14 protein-coding genes are annotated in these 19423 nt (G+C 65.9%); 10 read left to right on the top strand and 4 right to left on the bottom strand.

Annotated features, from left to right (window positions below):
• Window positions 1–237: 237 nt before the first annotated feature.
• From rplM to glmM, 3 genes are all read left to right on the top strand, one after another.
• Window positions 238–681, top strand: coding sequence for a 50S ribosomal protein L13 (gene rplM / locus NIBR502772_RS17910; RefSeq protein ID WP_058931751.1), 444 nt, complete (start codon window positions 238–240; stop codon window positions 679–681).
• Between the two features lie 38 nt (window positions 682–719).
• Entirely contained in the window at window positions 720–1226 is a 507-nt protein-coding gene (gene rpsI, locus NIBR502772_RS17905; protein ID WP_056344277.1) for a 30S ribosomal protein S9, read from the top strand.
• 138 nt (window positions 1227–1364) lie between these two features.
• Window positions 1365–2726, top strand: a complete 1362-nt coding sequence (gene glmM, locus NIBR502772_RS17900; protein ID WP_141141191.1) for a phosphoglucosamine mutase — start codon at window positions 1365–1367, stop codon at window positions 2724–2726.
• A 65-nt stretch (window positions 2727–2791) separates the two neighbouring features.
• On the opposite strand, the gene mscL is transcribed toward glmM, so the two are convergent.
• The 3 genes from mscL to coaA form a co-directional block, all read right to left on the bottom strand.
• Complete coding sequence (mscL, locus tag NIBR502772_RS17895; protein ID WP_141141190.1) at window positions 2792–3181, bottom strand: large conductance mechanosensitive channel protein MscL; 390 nt, start codon at window positions 3179–3181, stop codon at window positions 2792–2794.
• An 87-nt stretch (window positions 3182–3268) separates the two neighbouring features.
• Complete coding sequence (locus tag NIBR502772_RS17890) at window positions 3269–4138, bottom strand: D-alanyl-D-alanine carboxypeptidase family protein (RefSeq protein ID WP_141141189.1); 870 nt, start codon at window positions 4136–4138, stop codon at window positions 3269–3271.
• A 5-nt stretch (window positions 4139–4143) separates the two neighbouring features.
• Window positions 4144–5109: a type I pantothenate kinase gene (gene coaA / locus NIBR502772_RS17885; protein WP_141141188.1), complete on the bottom strand. Its 966-nt coding sequence runs from the start codon at window positions 5107–5109 to the stop codon at window positions 4144–4146.
• Between the two features lie 88 nt (window positions 5110–5197).
• Between coaA and glmS the strand changes: the two genes are divergently transcribed.
• Window positions 5198–7090, top strand: coding sequence for a glutamine--fructose-6-phosphate transaminase (isomerizing) (gene glmS / locus NIBR502772_RS17880; protein WP_141141187.1), 1893 nt, complete (start codon window positions 5198–5200; stop codon window positions 7088–7090).
• 101 nt (window positions 7091–7191) lie between these two features.
• On the opposite strand, the gene NIBR502772_RS17875 is transcribed toward glmS, so the two are convergent.
• Window positions 7192–8097: a hypothetical protein gene (locus NIBR502772_RS17875; protein WP_141141186.1), complete on the bottom strand. Its 906-nt coding sequence runs from the start codon at window positions 8095–8097 to the stop codon at window positions 7192–7194.
• Between the two features lie 130 nt (window positions 8098–8227).
• Here NIBR502772_RS17875 and NIBR502772_RS17870 point away from each other — a divergent pair, with 130 nt between their 5' ends.
• The 6 genes from NIBR502772_RS17870 to NIBR502772_RS17845 all read left to right on the top strand — a co-directional run bounded on the left by NIBR502772_RS17870 (window position 8228) and on the right by NIBR502772_RS17845 (window position 19418).
• Window positions 8228–8575 carry a holo-ACP synthase gene (locus tag NIBR502772_RS17870; RefSeq protein WP_056344245.1) on the top strand — a complete coding sequence of 116 codons (348 nt, stop codon included), beginning with the start codon at window positions 8228–8230 and terminating at the stop codon, window positions 8573–8575.
• A 37-nt stretch (window positions 8576–8612) separates the two neighbouring features.
• Window positions 8613–10226 carry an NAD(P)H-hydrate epimerase gene (locus NIBR502772_RS17865; protein WP_141141185.1) on the top strand — a complete coding sequence of 538 codons (1614 nt, stop codon included), beginning with the start codon at window positions 8613–8615 and terminating at the stop codon, window positions 10224–10226.
• Between the two features lie 72 nt (window positions 10227–10298).
• Window positions 10299–12554: a glycogen debranching protein GlgX gene (glgX, locus tag NIBR502772_RS17860; RefSeq protein WP_141141184.1), complete on the top strand. Its 2256-nt coding sequence runs from the start codon at window positions 10299–10301 to the stop codon at window positions 12552–12554.
• Window positions 12551–14881: a malto-oligosyltrehalose synthase gene (treY, locus tag NIBR502772_RS17855; RefSeq protein ID WP_141141183.1), complete on the top strand. Its 2331-nt coding sequence runs from the start codon at window positions 12551–12553 to the stop codon at window positions 14879–14881. Before glgX ends, treY begins: the two co-directional genes overlap by 4 nt.
• A complete protein-coding gene (treZ, locus tag NIBR502772_RS17850; RefSeq protein WP_210412317.1) occupies window positions 14878–16668 on the top strand; it encodes a malto-oligosyltrehalose trehalohydrolase in 1791 nt (596 codons plus the stop codon). Before treY ends, treZ begins: the two co-directional genes overlap by 4 nt.
• 128 nt (window positions 16669–16796) lie before the next feature.
• Window positions 16797–19418, top strand: coding sequence for a hypothetical protein (locus NIBR502772_RS17845; protein ID WP_141141182.1), 2622 nt, complete (start codon window positions 16797–16799; stop codon window positions 19416–19418).
• Window positions 19419–19423 lie beyond the last annotated feature (5 nt).

The following is a 19423-nucleotide window of genomic DNA, read 5'->3' as shown; positions in this document are numbered from 1 at the left end:
TGACCCTGAGGCCCGATTCAAGCTAACATTGGTAGTCGTTGTGCGTGTCCTTTCTCGATGATGCGTGCCCGCTTGAGAATCCGGTTGCAGGATAACTACTCAACGAGCACATTCGGGACTTCAGGATGACTGGTTACATGGAGCCCTCACCTCTGTTCCGGTAGCGCATAGATAGTAGGTGCACACGCTTGAGTGACACCTAAACAAGAACGCCAGAACAAGAACGAGGCAAAAACCGTGCGTACGTACACCCCGAAGCCCGGCGATATCAACCGCCAGTGGCACGTCATTGACGCCACAGACGTTGTCCTTGGTCGTCTCGCGAGCCAGACCGCAATCCTGCTGCGCGGCAAGCACAAGGCCACCTTTGCGTCCCACATGGACATGGGCGACTTCGTCATCATCATCAACGCCGAGAAGGTAGCCCTGACCGGCGCCAAGCTGGAGCAGAAGCGCGCATACCGCCACTCCGGTTACCCGGGCGGCCTGACCTCCGTCAACTACGCGGAACTCCTGGAGTCCAACCCGGTCCGCGCCGTTGAGAAGGCCATCAAGGGCATGCTCCCCAAGAACTCCCTCGCTGCACAGCAGCTGGGCAAGCTGAAGGTGTACCGCGGTGCAGAGCACCCGCATGCCGCCCAGCAGCCCAAGACGTTCGAAATTTCCCAGGTCGCCCAGTAGTCCTGGCCACCAAACAACTTATCTATACAAGGAGAATCGTGGCTCAGAACGAAGAGACCACCGAGGCCGTTGTGGCTGAGGAAAACCCGACCAGCTACACCTCGGAGAGCGGTCCTGCGGAAGCAGAAGCGCCGAAGAAGGAACGCCCGGCACTGACCGTTGCCGGCGCCGCAGTTGGCCGTCGCAAGGAAGCTGTTGCCCGCGTGCGCATCGTCCCCGGCACCGGCAAGTGGACCATCAACGGCCGCGCGCTGGACAACTACTTCCCGAACAAGCTGCACCAGCAGGACGTCAACGAGCCCTTCAAGATCCTCGATCTTGATGGTGCCTACGACGTCATCGCCCGCATCCACGGTGGCGGCATCTCCGGCCAGGCCGGTGCCCTGCGCCTCGGCATCGCCCGTTCACTGAACGAGATCGACACCGAGAACAACCGCGCCACCCTGAAGAAGGCCGGTTACCTGCGCCGTGACGCACGCGTCATCGAGCGTAAGAAGGCCGGTCTCAAGAAGGCCCGTAAGGCTCAGCAGTACTCCAAGCGCTAAACCCGCTTGCACAGAAGCCCGTCCCGCCATTGGCGGGGCGGGCTTCTGCCGTTAGGCGGCGCTTCGCCCAGTGACGCCGGCGTCACTCTGACCAGCCGGTTCAAAGCCCCGCACGTCCATCACCTAGACTTGTCCACGATGTCTAGATTATTTGGAACAGATGGTGTCCGGGGCCTGGCTAACGGCCTGTTGACTGCCGAGCTGGCGATGAACCTGGCCCAGGCGGCCGCCGTCGTGCTTGGTCATGACCGCAATACCAGTGGCACCCGGCCCCGCGCCGTAGTGGCACGCGACCCGCGCGCCAGCGGGGAGTTCATCGCCGCCGCCGTCGAGGCAGGGCTGTCCAGTTCGGGTATCGACGTCTACGACGCCGGGGTTCTCCCGACGCCGGCCGCGGCCTACCTCGTGGCAGACCTCGACGCCGACTTCGGCGTCATGATCTCGGCCTCCCACAATCCTGCCCCTGATAACGGGATCAAGTTCTTCGCGCGCGGCGGCCAGAAGCTTCCTGATGACGTGGAGAACGCCATCGAGGAGCAGATGGGCAAGGAGCCGCAGCGGCCCGTCGGCAGCGATGTTGGACGGATCCAGCGCTTCTCCGATGCTGAGGACCGCTACATCGTCCACCTCCTGCAGACGCTCCCGCACCGACTCGACGGCCTGAAGGTAGTCCTGGACTGCGCCCACGGCGCCGCCAGCGGCTGCTCGCCCCAGGTCTTCAAGGACGCCGGCGCCGACGTTATCGTGATCGGCGCCGAGCCGGACGGCCACAACATCAATGACGGCGTGGGCTCCACCCATCTCGGTCCGCTCAAAGCCGCCGTGCTGAAGCACGGAGCCGACCTCGGCATCGCCCACGACGGCGACGCCGACCGTTGCCTCGCCGTGGACCACGAAGGCACAGAGGTGGACGGCGACCAGATCATGGCGATCCTGGCCGTCGCCCTCAAAGCCTCAGGCAAGCTCATCGACGACGTCCTGGTGGCCACCGTGATGAGCAACCTCGGTCTCAAGATCGCACTGCGCCAAGCAGGCATCACGATCCGCGAAACAGGTGTCGGGGACCGCTACGTCCTTGAGGAGATGCGCGACGGCGGATACAACCTCGGCGGCGAGCAGTCCGGCCACGTGATCTTCGCTGACTACGCCACTACAGGCGACGGCGTCCTCACCGGGCTCCAGATTGCCGCGCAGGTCGCCCTGACCGGCCGGCCGCTCAAGCAGCTCGCCACAGTGATGACCAAGCTCCCGCAGGTACTCATCAACGTCAAGGGCGTTGACCGCACCCGCGTGGGTAGTTCCGACGCGCTGGCGCAGGCCGTGGTCCTGGCCGAAACCGAGCTGGGCGATAACGGACGTGTCCTGCTCCGCCCCTCAGGCACCGAACCTGTAGTGCGGGTAATGGTGGAAGCAGGGGATGAGGCAACAGCCCACTCCATCGCTGAACGCCTGGCCCAGGTTGTCCGCACCGAGCTCGCGCTCGAGCTGGTCACCGACTGATCCACGACACAACCAAGTGTGGCCCGCCTCCGTCAGGAAGCGGGCCACACTTGTCTGCGGTGAAGTTACGGGGTACGGCTCTGCAGCGAGTCGCGGATCTCGGTCAGGAGCGCGATCTGCGGGTCTTCCGCAGCCTCTTCCTTGACGTCCTTGTTGATTCCCAGCTTGCGGTTACGGAGCTCGATCATGTGGTTCATGGGAAGTACCACCACGAAGTAGATGGAGGCGGCCACCAGCAGGAAAGAAATGACGGATGAGATGACGGACCCATACATGAAGCCCTCCCACTGCATTTCCGCCATGCCTTTCGCGCTGAAAAGGCGTCCGATGAGGGGTGTGAGGAGACCTTCGACGATTGAGGTGACGACGGCGCTGAATGCGGCGCCCATCACAACGGCTACGGCAAGGTCAACGACATTGCCCTTCATGATGAAATTCTTGAATCCTGTAAGCATAAGAACCAAGTTAGCGCACGGTTGTGAACGGCGGATGACAACGGTGTAATCCTTCTTGGCGTGCCGGGACCTTGGGCACTGTACGCGTCACAGGTACCCCGGCGCCGCTTCCACGCCGAAGTACTCCTCCACAGTGTTGATGCCCCGGGTCGCCATGTCGGTGGCGGCCTCCACGCCGATGTACCGCAGGTGCCACGGCTCATAGTAATAGCCGGTGATCGGGTGGAGCATCCACGGATACCGCACCACAAATCCGAACAGGTGGCCGTTCGCCTTTGCCCACACTGCCGCCGGCTGGTCAGCGAAGCACGGCTGGAAGCCGCACGCCCCGCCGCCGTCGCCGATATCGAACGACCAGCCGGTCTGGTGTTCCGAGTAGCCGGGGCGGGCGCTTGCGGTGTCGGCATCGGCCTGTCCCCGCGCTGCCACATAGCCGTTGTACGTGGCCACCTGCGTGCCGTAGGAGCGGTAACCGCTGGCGAGCGTCATGACCACGCCATCCTGCGCGGCCGCGGCGAACATCGCTTCCGCGGCCGCCGCCGTCGTGCTGTTCAGCAGGGCCGCCTCGCCCGAAACCGCCAGCCGGACGTTGGGCTGGACCAGATCTGCCGGAACGTAGTCCGCTGGCGCCAGCGGACGGTGTTTGTTGACCACCAGCCACGGGCTGGCCGGATCCGTCAGCGAGAACTGGCGGGGCAGCGCTGCCGACGGCGGCACGGGAGCCTGCGGCGGCGGCTCAGCTGCCGCCGTCGTGCTTTCCACTGAAGGGACCGCGCCGGCCGTGGGGGACGCGGAAGTCACCGCAGGGGCGGGGGAGGGCGACGACGGCGCCACCCCGGACCGTGCCTCCGGCGTGCAAGCTGCCAGGACCGTCAGCCCGGCTCCGGCCGCAAGGAAGCGGGCGAAGGAGCGGCGGCTGGCCCCCGAGGGGCAGCCTGCCACGCAGGCGTGGCACACGTGTGTTAAACCTTCCGCAGAAGCATGCGGCGGATGGAGTGGTCCGCGTCTTTGGTCAGCACCAGCTGGGCGCGGCCACGCGTGGGGAGGACGTTTTCCTCCAGGTTGGGCTCGTTGATGCGCTTCCAGATGTCCCGGGCCGTGCTCTCGGCCTCGGTGGGGGAAAGCGTTGCGTAGCGGTGGAAGTAGGACTCCGGCTGCGCGAAGGCGGTGCTCTGGAGCCTGCGGAACCGCTCCACATACCACTCCTCGATGTAGGCGGTCTTGGCGTCCACATAGATGGAGAAGTCGAAGAAATCACTCACGGCCAGGCCCTGCTTGCCGTCGTGGCGCGGGCGGGCCGGGGCCAGCACGTTCAGGCCCTCCACAATCAGCACGTCCGGGCGGCGGACCACCACTTCCTTCTCCGGAACGATGTCGTACGTAACGTGGGAGTACCAGGGCGCCCGGACTTCCTCCGCGCCGCCTTTGACCTCACTCACAAAGCGCAGCAGCGCGCGGCGGTCGTAGGACTCGGGGAAGCCCTTGCGTTCCAGCAGCTGGCGGCGCTTGAGCTCGGCGAGGGGATAGAGGAAGCCGTCGGTGGTGACCAGCTCAACGTTGGGGGTGCCGGGCCAGCGCCGCAGCATCTCCCGGAGCACGCGGGCGATGGTGGACTTGCCCACGGCCACCGAGCCGGCCACGCCAATGACAAACGGGGTGCGCTGGGTCTGCTCACCCAGGAAGGTGGTGGTGGCCGAATGAAGCTGGCCCGCGGCCTCCACATAAAGGTGCAGCAACCGGGACAGGGGCAGGTAGACCTCACGGATCTCCTTCATGTCCAGGGGATCGCCGAGGCCACGCAGACGGACAATGTCCTCTTCGTTAAGGGGCTGCTCCATCTGGGCGGCGAGCCGGGACCAAGTCTGGCGGTCCAGCTCAACGAACGGGGAGACACCCTCACCGTTCGCTTCATTGCGTTGCGAAGTCACTTTAGAGATTCTGCCCCTCGCGCGGCTGAGAGCGAAATGGAGCACCCTAAGTTTAGATCTCAACGCCGCTGCCGATAAGCTGGAGCCCATGTGTGGAATCGTTGGATATGTGGGCCATTCTGCTGGCCGTGTGAATGCCGGTCACAGTGCGTTGGATGTAGTCCTTGAGGGATTGCGCCGTCTGGAGTATCGGGGTTACGACTCTGCAGGTGTCGCGGTGGTCTCCGAGGGGTCCATCGAGTCCCGGAAGAAGTCCGGCAAGCTGAGCAACCTCTTGGCCGAGTTGGAGGAGCGTCCGCTGCCGGAGACGACGACCGGCATCGGCCACACCCGCTGGGCCACGCACGGCGGGCCCACGGACCAGAACGCGCATCCGCACCTGGCCGACGGCGGCAAGCTGGCCCTGATCCACAACGGCATCATCGAAAACTTCGCCGAGCTCAAACGTGAGCTGGTGGCCAAGGGCTACGTGTTCGAGTCTGAGACGGACACCGAGGTCGCGGCCGTGCTGCTGGGCGATATTTTCCGCAACAAGCTCGGTGGTGTTGCGTCCGACGGCGGTCTGACGCTGGCGATGCAGTACGCCTGCCAGCGCCTTGAGGGTGCGTTCACGCTGCTGGCGGTCCACGCTGACCAGCCCGACGTCGTGGTTGCTGCCCGCCGCAACTCACCCCTGGTGGTGGGCCTGGGCGAGGGCGAGAACTTCCTGGGCTCGGACGTGTCCGGGTTCATCGATTACACCCGCCGTGCGGTGGAGCTGGGTCAGGACCAGATTGTCACCATCACCGCTGACACGGTGGAGATCACCGATTTCTATGGCGCCCCGGCCGAGGGCAAGGAATACCACGTTGACTGGGATCCGGAATCGGCGGAAAAGGGCGGTTTCCCGTCCTTCATGGAGAAGGAAATCCATGACCAGCCCGACGCCGTGCTGCAGACCCTGCTGGGCCGCTCGGACGTCAACGGCAGGCTGACCCTGGATGAGCTCCGCATTGACCCGCAGCTGCTGAAGAACGTTGACAAGATCATTGTGCTGGCCTGCGGCACGTCGGCGTATGCCGGGCAGGTGGCCAAGTACGCCATCGAGCACTGGTGCCGGATCGCCACCGAGGTGGAACTCTCCCACGAGTTCCGGTACCGGGACCCGATCGTGGACGAGAACACCCTGATCGTCTCCATCTCCCAGTCCGGGGAGACCATGGATACCCTGATGGCTGTCCGGTACGCCAAGGAACAGGGCGCCAAGACGGTCTCGATCTGCAACACCAACGGCTCCACCATCCCGCGTGAATCCGACGCCGTTCTGTACACGCACGCCGGCCCCGAAATCGCCGTGGCCTCCACCAAGGCGTTCCTGGCCCAGATCACGGCCGCGTACCTGCTGGGCCTGTACCTGGCGCAGCTGCGCGGGAACAAGTTCCAGGGCGAGATCAAGGACATCCTGGCGGACCTGAACAAGATCCCGGCCAAGATCCAGCGAATCCTGGACAACGAGGCGCAAATCAAGGAACTCGGCGTGTCCATGGCCGACGCGAAGTCTGTGCTGTTCCTGGGCCGCCACGTCGGCTTCCCGGTGGCCATGGAAGGTGCGCTGAAGCTCAAGGAGCTCGCGTACATCCACGCCGAGGGCTTCGCCGCCGGTGAACTCAAGCACGGCCCGATCGCGCTGATCGAGGAAGGCCAGCCCGTCTTCGTGGTGGTCCCGTCCCCGCGCGGCCGCGACTCCCTGCACGCCAAGGTGGTCTCGAACATCCAGGAAGTCCGGGCGCGCGGCGCCAAGACCATCGTGATCGCCGAAGAGGGCGACGAAGCAGTCAAGGCCTACGCCGAGCACGTCTTCTACATCCCGGAAACCCCCGTGCTGCTGGCCCCGCTGCTCAGCACCGTCCCGCTGCAGATCTTCGCCCTGGCACTCGCCTCGGCCAAGGGCTACGACGTGGACCAGCCCCGCAACCTCGCCAAGAGCGTCACCGTAGAGTAACCGCGGACCAGCTGGCCAAGAGCCGGTCGGTACCAAGCGAAACGGAAGCCCCGAGCCTTAGGCTCGGGGCGTCCGTTTATTACCCGGCTCGCCCCTCCCTCTTAGGGCAGTCCGTCCACCGGTCCGCGGCTGCGCCCGGCGACGACGTAGACCCCGAATAGCAGGGCGTGTGGACGGGTACCTCGCCAGCTCAACGAGGCAGAAGCGCCACTTCGCTCGACGACGGTAGCTCTCCAGCGACGCCGCACCAGCCCGGGGCGGAGCAGCCCGACGTCGCTGAGGGAGGAATAGGGGATCCATCTCCCTGCATGGCGCTTTGCAAGTTCGGACGCACGAGCTGACGTAACGGTGGCGCGCTGAAAGTGTGGGTTCTCGCCGTGGTCCAGGGGGCCGTGCGGGATGGTGCCGGCGGGCAGGATGAGGATGCCGTTCCGGTTGACCCATATTTGAACTCTCTGGCCGTCACTGGCGGCGTCTCCGGAGACCAGCCGGCACAGGTCGTCGTCCTCGGGAGGTTCCACGATCTGTGCCTGCTGTGTTGTCTGAACCGTGGCGCCTGGGTCGGGCGGGGCGACGCCGTCTCCGGCCGGGGCGCCCGGCTGACCCGCCGGATGCGGGTTATGGGCCCTGCTGTTGGCAGCAGCGACGGCCTGCATAACGGCTGCGCGCAGTCCATCGGCACACAACCGGGGCGCTTCGACGGCGAACACTTCGCGATCGAGCTGGACAACCGAGCGGACACCGACCTGCTCTCCCAACAGGTCCGCCAGATCGTCGTGATCGGGGCGAACGAGCAGACCGACCCCGTCGTCCAGTTCCACCAGCCAGCCGTGTTTGGCGATCTCGGGTTCGTCCTCGGCCTCGACGGAGATCCAGTCCGCCAACTCGGCCGGCCGAACCGGTCCGACCTCCTCCTCCGCGATGCATGGCACGAGGAGTCCCAGGCGCTCGACAACATCAGCGGTGTGAAGAGTACAGTCATGCTTCTTCAGTCGGTGGTGCACCATTCCCGTCCGTCCTCACACGAGCTCGACAGTCCTTGAGCACACGCGAGTCTACGGCACTAGCGTCCGGGCAAGGGGGCCTATGCCGCAGGTTGTGCACGGCAGGCGGTGAGCGTCCCCGTAGAATAGCGCCATGATCGTTGGCATTGGCGTAGACGTTGTAGACATCGAGCGGTTCGGCCGCCAGCTTGAGCGCACCCCGGGGCTCCGGGACCGGCTGTTCGTGCCCGCGGAACGTGAGCTGAACACCCGCTCCCTGGCCGCGCGGTTCGCTGCCAAGGAGGCCGTGGCCAAGGTCCTCGGCGCGCCGGCCGGCATGAACTGGCAGGACTGCTGGATCGGCCTGGACCAGCACGGCCCCACTATCCAGGTCAAAGGCACGGTCCTGGCGGTGGCCGAGTCCAAGGGCGTCAAACGCTGGCACGTCTCCATGAGCCACGACGGCGGCATTGCCACCGCCACGGTCCTGGCCGAAGGCTGAGCCACCTACTGCTCCGCCCAACGACGGACCTGACACCATGATCAGCGCCTATACCGGAACCCAGATCAGGGCGGCAGAACAGCCGTTCCTGGCTGCCGGGATGGGCGATGTCCTGATGCAGCGGGCCTCCCACGGGCTCGCCAACGCCGTGGTCCACGAGCTTCAGGCACGCAGGCGGCGGCTTTACGGCGCCAGCGTGGCCGTCCTCGCAGGCAAGGGCAACAACGGGGGAGACGGCCTCTTCGCCGCCTCGTTCCTGGCCGCCAGGGGGATGCGTACGACGGCGGTGCTCACCGCCGGAACGGCCCATGCCGAGGCGCAGGCTGCCTTTGAGCGCGCCGGGGGGCGCGTACACCTCCTCACCGAATCCAACGCCAGCCAGCTGGCCGCACACGTGGCGGGTGCCGACGTCGTAATTGACGCAATCCTGGGGACGGGCGCCCGCGGCGGCCTTCGCGGAGCTGCAGCCGGCCTGGTGAGCGGCCTTTCGGATCTGCGGCTGCTGGCCGGGGACCCGGGGATTGTGGTTGCCTGCGATATCCCCAGCGGCGTTGATGCCGACACCGGGGAAGCCCATGCTCCGGTCCTGTCCGCGGATGTGACCGTCACTTTCGCCGCGGCCAAGGTGGGGCTCCTGGCGGACCCTGGCGCCGATCACGCCGGCCGCGTCCACGTGGTGCCTATCGGCATCGAAGACGAGCTGCCCTGGCCGGCGCTGCGCAGGTTTGAGCCGGTGGAGCTCGCCCGGCTCCTGCCCCAGCCCGGGAGGCGCTCGCACAAGTATTCCCGCGGCGTCCTGGGCGTCGTGGCCGGATCCGCCGACTATCCCGGCGCCGCCGTGCTGGCCTGCCGGGGTGCGCTGGCTGCCGGCGCGGGGATGGTCCGCTACCTGGGCCCGCCCGAGGTGGCCGACCTGGTGCGGCAGTCGTGCCCGGAGGTTGTGTGCACCACGGGCTCTGTCGGTGAGACGCACGTCCAGGCGTGGCTGGTGGGTTCGGGCATGGGTCCGGGCGATACTGAACAGCTCCGGCACGCCCGTGACGCCGTGGAATCCGGCCTGCCCGTGATCGCCGACGCCGGGGCGCTGCCCGCCCTGCCTGCGGTCCTGGCGCCGCAGGTGATTCTCACGCCGCACGCCGGCGAGCTGGCGGCCCTCCTCCAGCGGCTCGCCTCGTCCCCGGACAGCCCGGACTTTGATCCCGCCCCGGACCGTACCGCCGTCGAGTCCTCCACCCTCGGCGCGGCCCGGCATGCCGCCGTGCTCACCGAGGCCACCGTGCTGCTGAAGGGTGCCACCACCCTGGTCGCGTCGCCCTTCCAGGATTTCTACAGCCAGGCGGACGGCACGGCGTGGCTCGCCACCGCCGGAAGCGGCGACGTCCTGGCCGGGATCATCGGTGCGCTGCTCGCCCAACTGGGGCCCGACGTCGGGCGCTTCCGTGATGCGGGCATCGATCCGGACGAGCGCTGGGCGGCTATTGCCGCCCTCGGGGCCAGCCTCCACGGCCTCGCGGGAGCGGCCGCCTCCGGCGGCGGACCGCTGACTGCGGGCCGGATTGCGGACGCCGTACCAGACGTTTGGCATAAAGTCAGCCTGCTTAGTAAACCTGCGGACCGGAAACGTAATAGTCACACCCACCCGCTACCGTAGGCATAGATTTTGTACCGACAGGGGCGGCTTTGTGTCCACGCACCCGCTGTCGAACAACGATGAGGAGCACGAATGGAAATCTGGCCCGGAACGGCATATCCGCTTGGCGCCACTTTTGACGGGACCGGCACGAACTTCGCTTTGTTCAGCGAACGCGCCGAAAAGATCGAGCTGTGCCTCTTCGATGACGACGGCGTGGAAACCCGGTTCAGGCTCGACGAGGTGGACGGCTACGTCTGGCACGGCTACATCCCGCAGGTCCAGCCCGGCCAGAAATACGGCTACCGCGTCCACGGGCCCTACGACCCGGACTCCGGCAACCGCTTCAACCCCAACAAACTGCTCCTGGACCCGTATGCCAAGGCCGTGCACGGGCAGATGGACTGGGACCCGGCGCTCTTCTCCTACAACCTGGGCGAGCCGGACTCCATCAATAATGAGGACTCCGCGCCGCACATGATGATGGGCGTGGTGATCAACCCGTTCTTCGATTGGGACGGCGACCACAACCTGCGCATTCCGTACCACAAGTCGGTCATTTATGAGGCCCACGTCAAGGGCCTGACCCAGCTCCACCCGGAGATCCCCGAGGAGCAGCGCGGCACTTACGCCGGCGTGGCACACCCGTCCGTCATCGCGCACCTGCAGAAGCTGGGCATCACCGCGATCGAGCTGATGCCGGTGCACCAGTTCGTTAACGAGGGAAACCTGCAGGACAAGGGCCTGAGCAACTACTGGGGCTACAACACCATCGGCTTCTTCGCGCCGCAGAACACCTACAGCTCCACCGGCGACTCCGGCCATCAGGTCCAGGACTTCAAGGCGATGGTCCGCACCTTGCACCGCGCAGGCATCGAAGTGATCCTGGACGTGGTGTACAACCACACCGCCGAAGGCAACCATCTGGGCCCCACCCTGTCCTTCAAGGGCATCGACAACGCCTCCTACTACCGGTTGATGGAGGGCGACGAGAAGCACTACATGGACTACACAGGCACGGGCAACTCGCTCAACGTCCGCCAGCCGCACTCGCTGCAGCTGCTCATGGATTCCTTGCGGTACTGGGTCACCGAAATGCACGTGGACGGCTTCCGCTTCGACCTCGCTTCCACCCTGGCGCGCGAGTTCTACGACGTTGACAAGCTCTCCACCTTTTTCGAGCTCATCCAGCAGGATCCGGTGGTGTCCCAGGTCAAGCTCATCGCCGAGCCCTGGGACGTGGGTCCTGGCGGCTACCAGGTGGGCAACTTCCCGCCGCAATGGACGGAGTGGAACGGCCAGTACCGCGACACGGTCCGGGACTTCTGGCGCGGCGAACCGGCCACACTGGGCGAATTCGCGTCCCGCCTCACCGGCTCCGCCGACTTGTACGAGCACTCGGGCCGTCGGCCCGTGGCCTCCATCAACTTTGTCACCGCCCATGACGGCTTCACGCTTGCCGACCTGGTGTCCTACAACGAGAAGCACAACGACGCCAACGGTGAGGACAACAACGACGGCGAATCCCACAACCGGTCCTGGAACTGCGGGGCTGAAGGCCCCACCGACGATCCCGCCGTCCTCGGGCTGCGCGCCCGCCAACAGCGGAACTTCATCGCCTCGCTGCTCCTGTCCCAGGGTGTGCCCATGCTGCTGCACGGTGACGAAATGGGACGCACCCAGCAGGGCAACAACAACGGCTACTGCCAGGATTCGGAACTGACCTGGGTCAACTGGGAGAACATCGACCAGCCCCTCGTTGAATTCACCGCCGCCGTCAACGCGCTCCGCGCCAAGCACCCCACGTTCCGCCGGAGCAGGTTCTTCGACGGCCGCCCCGTCCGCAGAGGCGAAGGCGAACGGCTGCCGGACATCGTATGGCTTGACGTTGACGGCGACACCATGAAGCCGGAGGACTGGGACAGCGGCTTCGGCCGCTCCGTGGGCGTATTCCTCAACGGCGACGGCATCCGAGGCAAGGACGCCCGAGGCCGCCGGATCACGGACGTGAACTTCCTGCTGTACTTCAACGCCCACGATGACATGGTCAAGTTCACCCTGCCGGCCGACGAGTACGCGCCGGCCTGGGACATCATCATCGACACCGCCGGCCACAATGCGGACACCGAACCGGTCCAGGCCGGTGACGCTCTGCCGGTGGACGCAAAGTCGCTGGTGGTCCTGCGGGCCCACACCGTTCCCGATGTTGAACCGGACCATTCCGTAGCCGCGTCGCTTGCCGCGCTGTCGCAGACCGCCACGAGCGAGACCGAGTCCCTCAGCACACCCATGGTGGCCGAGCCCGGGAAGACCACGAAAGTGGGGCACCGGAAGGGCGGCGCCAAGTGAAGGCTCCGGCGTCCACCTACCGGCTCCAGATCCGCAGCAGCTTCACACTCTTTGATGCGGCTGCGACCGTTCCGTACCTGAAGGCATTGGGTGTTGATTGGGTCTACCTGTCGCCGATCCTGACGGCGGAACATGGGTCCGATCACGGCTATGACGTGACGGATCCGTCGGCGGTGGACCCGGAGCGGGGTGGACCGGAAGGGCTGCTTTCCCTTTCGAGGGCCGCGCGGGAGCACGGCATGGGCGTGCTGGTGGACATCGTCCCCAACCATGTGGGCGTGGCCTCGCCGGCACAGAACCCGTGGTGGTGGTCGCTGCTGCAGGAAGGGCGTGGCTCGCCTTACGCGGAAGCGTTCGACGTCGACTGGGACTTTGGTGCAGGCCGGATCCGGATCCCCGTCCTGGGCAGCGATGACGACCTCGGACTTTTGGAGGTTGCAGATGGCGAGCTCCACTATTACGGCCACCGCTTTCCATTGGCCGCAGGTTCATACTCCGACGGCGACTCTCCGCGGGCTGTGCATGACCGGCAGCACTACGAGCTCGTCTCCTGGCGCCGGGCGGACAGCGAGCTGAACTACCGGCGGTTCTTCGCGGTCAACACCCTGGCGGGCATCCGGGTGGAGGGCCCCTGGGTCTTCGGCCAGGCCCATGCCGAGGTGAAGCGCTGGTTCGACGACGGCCTGGTTGACGGGCTGCGTGTGGACCACCCGGACGGCCTGGCGGATCCTGCCAGGTATCTTCGCTGGCTCAAGGACCTCAGCGGCGGAGCCTACGTCCTGGTCGAAAAAATCTTGGAGCCGGGGGAGGAGCTGCCGGCGGAATTCGCCTGCGAAGGAACCACCGGCTACGACGCCCTGGCAGACCTGGACCGCCTGCTGGTGGACCCGGCCGGCGAGGCTGCGTTGGACGCACTTGATGCACAGCTGCGCTCCGGCGAGCCTGCGGACTATGCGGCCATGATCCTGGGGACCAAGCGTGCCGTGGCGGATGGCATGCTGCGGTCCGAGATCCTGCGGCTGGCACGCCTTGTTCCCGCTTCCGCGAGTCTGTCCGAGGACGTCGCGGCCGATGCCCTGGCGCAGGTCATCGCGGCCTTCCCCGTGTACCGCACCTACCTGCCCACGGGTGAGGACGTGCTGCGCGAGGCCTGCGCGGCGGCGGCCCGCCAGCGCCCTGACCTGTCCAATGTGCTGGACGTGCTGCTGCCCCTGCTGCTGAAGCCCGGGACTGAACTGGGCCGACGTTTCCAGCAGACGTCCGGCATGGTGATGGCCAAGGGCGTGGAGGACACGGCCTTCTACCGCTACACGCGGCTGGGGACACTGACCGAAGTGGGAGCGGACCCGTCCCACTTCTCCCTTGCCCCGGAAGAATTCCACCGGCGGATGGCCGAGCGCCAGGAGTCCCTGCCGTTGTCCATGACCACATTGACCACGCACGACACCAAGCGCAGCGAGGACACCCGGGCACGGATCTCCGTGATCGCCGAGCTGCCGGACGAGTGGGCCGCAACTCTGGACACGCTTCGCGGGCTCGCCCCGGTGCCCGACGGCCCGTTCGAGAACCTGCTGTGGCAGGCCGTCATCGGTGCGTGGCCGGCGTCGCGGGAGCGGCTGCAGGCGTATGCGGAGAAGGCGGCCCGGGAAGCAGCCAACTCCACCACCTGGACGGATCCGGACGAAAAGTTCGAAGCACGGGTTAAGGCAGCGGTGGATGCAGTGTTCGACGACGCCCGGGTCACCACGGCGATCGAGGACTTCGTCGCCAGGACGGATGCCTTTGCCGCTTCCAACTCGCTGTCCCTGAAGCTGCTCCAGCTGACTATGCCAGGGGTCCCCGATGTGTATCAGGGCACCGAATTCCGGGACCGCTCGCTGGCCGACCCGGACAATAGGCGGGCAGTTGACTTCAAGCGCCGCGAAAGCGCCCTTGCCGCACTGGATGCCGGCACAAGTCCGGCGGACTTCCGCGACGAGGCCGCGAAACTGCTTCTGACCTCCCGGGCGCTGCGCCTCCGCCGGGATCGGCCCGAACTCTTCCAGGGCTACCGGCCCGTTCTGGCTTCCCACGCTGCGGCGGACCACCTGGTGGCCTTCGACCGCGGGGCGGACAGCAGCAGAACTGGTGCCTTGACCCTGGCGACGCGGCTTCCGGTCGGACTGGAACGCGCCGGCGGGTGGCGGGATACCGCCGTCGAACTATCCACCGCCATGCGGGACGAACTCACGGGACGAACGCACGGCCCCGGCCCGGTGCCGGTGGCCGGCATCCTCCAGCAATACCCTGTGGCGCTTCTCGCGCCCGTGAACGGAGACAACACATGAGCCTGACGCACCACGGTTCCGGCCGGTTCGATGTCTGGGCCCCGGACGCATCGGCCGTCTCGCTGCTCGCCAACGGGCACCAATACCCCATGAAGCAGTTGGCGGGAGCCCCCGGCGCAGATGGCTGGTGGTCCGCGCCGGACGCGCCGGCGGACGTCGACGTGGATTACGGCTACCTGCTCGACGGCGATACGAACCCGCTGCCGGACCCGCGGTCCCGCCGCCTCCCGGACGGCGTCCACGCGCTGTCCCGCACGTACGATCCAGCCTCCTACGCCTGGCAGGACGCCGGCTGGCAGGGGAAGGAACTGCGCGGCTCGGTCATCTACGAACTCCACGTGGGAACCTTCACGCCCGCGGGAACACTCGATGCAGCCGCGGACAAACTCGGCTACCTCGCGGACCTCGGCATCGATTTTGTGGAGCTGCTGCCGGTCAACGGGTTCAACGGCACCCACAACTGGGGCTACGACGGCGTCCAGTGGTTCGCGGTCCACGAAGGCTACGGCGGTCCTGCGGCCTACCAGCGTTTTGTGGACGCCGCCCACGCCGCCGGGCTGGGAGTCATCCAGGATGTGGTTTACAACCACCTGGGCCCCAGCGGCAACTATCTGTCCAGATTCGGCCCGTACCTCAAGCAGGGCGACGCCAACACGTGGGGCGATGCGGTCAACCTCGACGGTCCGGGGTCCGACGTCGTGCGTGAATACATCCTGGACAATGCGGCTCTCTGGCTGCGCGACTATCACGTGGACGGCCTGCGCCTGGATGCCGTCCACGCGCTGCGCGACGAGCGGGCCGTGCACCTCCTGGAGGAGCTCGGCGCGCTGGGCGATGTCATCTCCGCGGAGACCAGGTTGCCGAAGACCCTCATCGCGGAATCGGACCTGAACAATCCGCGGCTGATCTACCCCCGCGGCGCCAACGGCTACGGCCTCGCCGGGCAGTGGAGCGACGACTTCCACCACGCGGTGCACGTCAACGTCAGCGGCGAGACCGCGGGGTACTACGGCGACTTCGCGTCCCTCGGCGTCCTGGCCAAGGTCCTCAAGGACGGCTTCCTGCACGACGGCAGCTACTCCAGCTTCCGCGGCCGCCATCACGGCCGGCCCATCAACACCTCGCTGGTCCACCCCGCGGCCCTGGTGGTGTGCAGCCAGAACCATGACCAGATCGGCAACCGGGCCATCGGGGACAGGCTGTCCCAGACCCTGCCGTACGGTCCGCTGGCCGTGGCCGCGGTGCTGACGCTGACCTCGCCGTTTACGCCCATGCTGTTTATGGGCGAGGAATTCGGCGCCTCCACCCCGTGGCAGTTTTTCACGTCGCACCCCGAGCCGGAGCTGGGCAAGGCGACGGCGGAGGGCAGGATCCGCGAGTTCGAGCGCATGGGGTGGGATCCCGCCGTCGTCCCCGATCCGCAGGATCCCGAAACGTTCCGGCGCTCCAAGCTCAACTGGGCGGAGGCTGCTGACGGTGACCATGCGCGCCTCCTCTCGCTCTACCGCTCGTTGACCGCGCTGCGGCGCGCTTACCCCGAGCTGGCCGGCCTGGGGTTCGCGGAAACGGACGTGACGTTCGACGACGACGCCGGCTGGCTGCGCTTCCGGCGCGGGTCCGTGGAGGTGGTGCTGAATTTCTCGGCCTCGCCGGTGCGCGTGGACGGTGTGCGGGGCACGGTGCTGCTTTCGACGGACCAGGACACTTTACTGGACGGGGATGCGTTCCTGCTTCCGGCACACAGTGGGGCGGTTCTGACTACTGGGGCAGAAGTAACCTCGAGTTAACGTAGACACTGGAGTTACCCGGGCGTACTATTCGCGTACTGACCAGCCGTGATGGGCGGCTCGGTGGTGTGCGGGCGATGGAGGCCGTCATGGGTGACCCAGCGAATAGCGCGTCGAAGGTTCCGCCCATGCTTGAATTGCGGATCCATGGCATCCGCAACACACCGCCCCATGAGCTCCTCCGATCGGGGAAGCGGTCACTCAAGCCCGACGACGTTGAACAGACCGTGGGCGATGAACTCGCCGGGTTCTACCGGGCGAGGCCCGTGCTGCGGACGAGGGCTGCGGTGCCCGCGGCCAACGGCGGCAGCCCCCGGGTGGTTGAGGCGTATTCCTGGGGCCGGCTGGCGCGCTTCACCGGGGTAGGAATGGCCGGCAAGGTGGCCGACGCTGCGGTCCGGACAGCGTGGTTCCTGCTGATGCCGTTCGGACTGACCAACTCCGCCTACTGGAGCCGCCCAATGCCAGTTCTCAGACTGAGGCAGCCTCAGCCTGAGTCCCAGACGGCGGATGCGCCCACCCCACCAGCCGAGATCCCGCACGTCATTCTTGAGTATGCCGATGCAGTCCCGTCGAACATTCAACGATGGAACGGGGCGGGCCGAATCCGCCTGTTTGCGCTCCTCCTGACTCTGTTTTTTGTCGTCACACTGGCAGTGGTGACCCTGGATCTCATCGCGGTGCAGTGCTTCCCGCCTGACAAGCGGGCCTATCCGGACCGGGTGTGTTCTACGTTGCCGGGCGCTCTCGACGGCTTGGCGGATTGGACCAGAGGCCAGCGGATCGCAGTGTTTGCGCTCGGCCCGCTGCTCGGCTTGGGATTCCTGGCTGTGGTGGCCCATCTGGGCCGAACGGGTTTCCACTCCCGGCCACAGCTTGGCACGGCCGGGGCGGGTGTTTTGCAACAGGAGCGGGCAACTGCCGTCCCCAAACTTCCCGTCCTCATGATCCGGACCCTTTGGAAAGCCCGCGACGATATTCGCCACAACGGCTGGATTCACGTGTGGGCCGCCATCGCCACCATCGCAGCGGTTATCTCGTGGGATGGTGTCTGGACCCGGGTCAACGCGAAGGCGTGCGGGAACTTGGGCTCATTTTTCGCCGGGTGCCTGCCGCAGCTTCCCGGCACGCGCCTGGATCCAGCGGCGTTTGCGTTGATGGCAGTTTGGGTAGCCGCATTACTCGCAATCCTGGCAGCCGTCGTTGAGACAGTCAGGTCCAGTTCCGACAACCCGGAGATATTGTCCACACCGCACGCAAACTGGATTGTTCCCGTGTGTGTCCTGGCTTTGGCAGCTCTGGCCGGTGCGCTGGTGGCATCCGCCCTGCCATGTCCGGAGGGGTACAGTTGCAACCTCGGCGTGGAAGGGCGGTTCTTGGGCCTGGGCACAGCACCCGCGGGACTTATGTTTGCCATGCTGCTCCTCATCGTCGCGTCATTCTGGCCAAAACGCCAGGGCTATACCACGACAGCTCTCGGCTGGGGAGGCCGAGGTGTGGCCGTCTTCTCAACGTTGGCGCTGGGCAGTGCCACCATCCTCAGCTGCGCAATCGTCGGTGGTACGTCTGCCTTACTACAGGGAACACTAGTGCGGCGGGCCGCCACCGATGACGGCATGTGGAGGTTTGGCCCCTTTGCCCACGATGCACTGATGTTGCCTTCGGTTTTTGAACAGTTCAGCGGACTGCTGTTTGTGGTCATCATCGTCACCGCCGGCGTTGTGCTGCTCGCAGTCTTACGGGCAAAAAAGCTGATGACCGCGTGGAATACTCCCAGTCAGGCTACTGACGACCTCCTTGTCGACTCCAATACTGTGCCGCCCCTTCCCGACGCGGAATTGGCCGGGTTGAAGCTCGTGGCGGCACGTCGCTTTGCCTCACTCATGCACAGGGCAGAAGCCGCTGTTTCGCTGCTGGCCACGCTCCTGTTTGCGGGGATATTCGCAGCCCTCCTACTCGGGACGTTCAAAGAGTGGTGGGAGCCGAAAGCCACCTGGCTTTATGGAGTCATCGAAGGTGTCGGAGGACTGGGGCTGACGGCGGCGGGAGCGGCGCTTGGGATCTTGGCTGTGGCCTCCGCGAAGAAGGATGCCAGACCATTGGCCCTGCTGTGGGACATCATGTGCTTCATGCCCAAGGCTGCACATCCGTTCGGACCACCCTGCTATGCCGAACGGGCGGTCCCTGAATTTGCCGCACGGATCGCGGCCTGGGTCGATGGCGACGATGCAGCCAAGCGGGCACCTGGACGAGTGGTGATCTCCGCACACAGCCTCGGGGCAGTCATAGCCGTGAGTGCGCTTTTCCATTTGCGGGCCATGCGGCCGGACTTTCCGTTTCGGCAGGTCGGGCTGATGACATACGGAACCCAGCTTCGAGCGTACTTTGGGCGCTTCTTCCCGGAACTGCTCGGGCCGGCAGTCCTCGCAACGACGGGAGTCTCGCGTACGGGACTAGGCGCGGCAGGCGGCCCCGCCAGCGAAAGGCAACCTGTGGATGGACCGTCGGGACCGGATTATCTTAATCTCTCCGATGTGCTCGGAGCGGGGGACAAGCGGTGGGTGAATCTCTACCGGCGGACGGACTATCTGGGGTTTCCCATCATGTGGCGGGAGCAGGACACATCGGAAATCTACGCGCAGGAGATGGATCCCTTCACCTACCAGTTCCTCGTGGTCAGCCACAGCGACTACCTGCAGGCGCCCCAATACGACGAGGCGATTGCCGCCGTCGTGAGTGGATTGCCTTAGGCCGG

This window comes from Pseudarthrobacter sp. NIBRBAC000502772 (assembly GCF_006517235.1).
Classification (GTDB): Bacteria; Actinomycetota; Actinomycetes; order Actinomycetales; family Micrococcaceae; genus Arthrobacter.
Note: the sequence above shows the minus strand (reverse complement) of the source record. Positions and strands in the feature narration are given on the sequence as shown.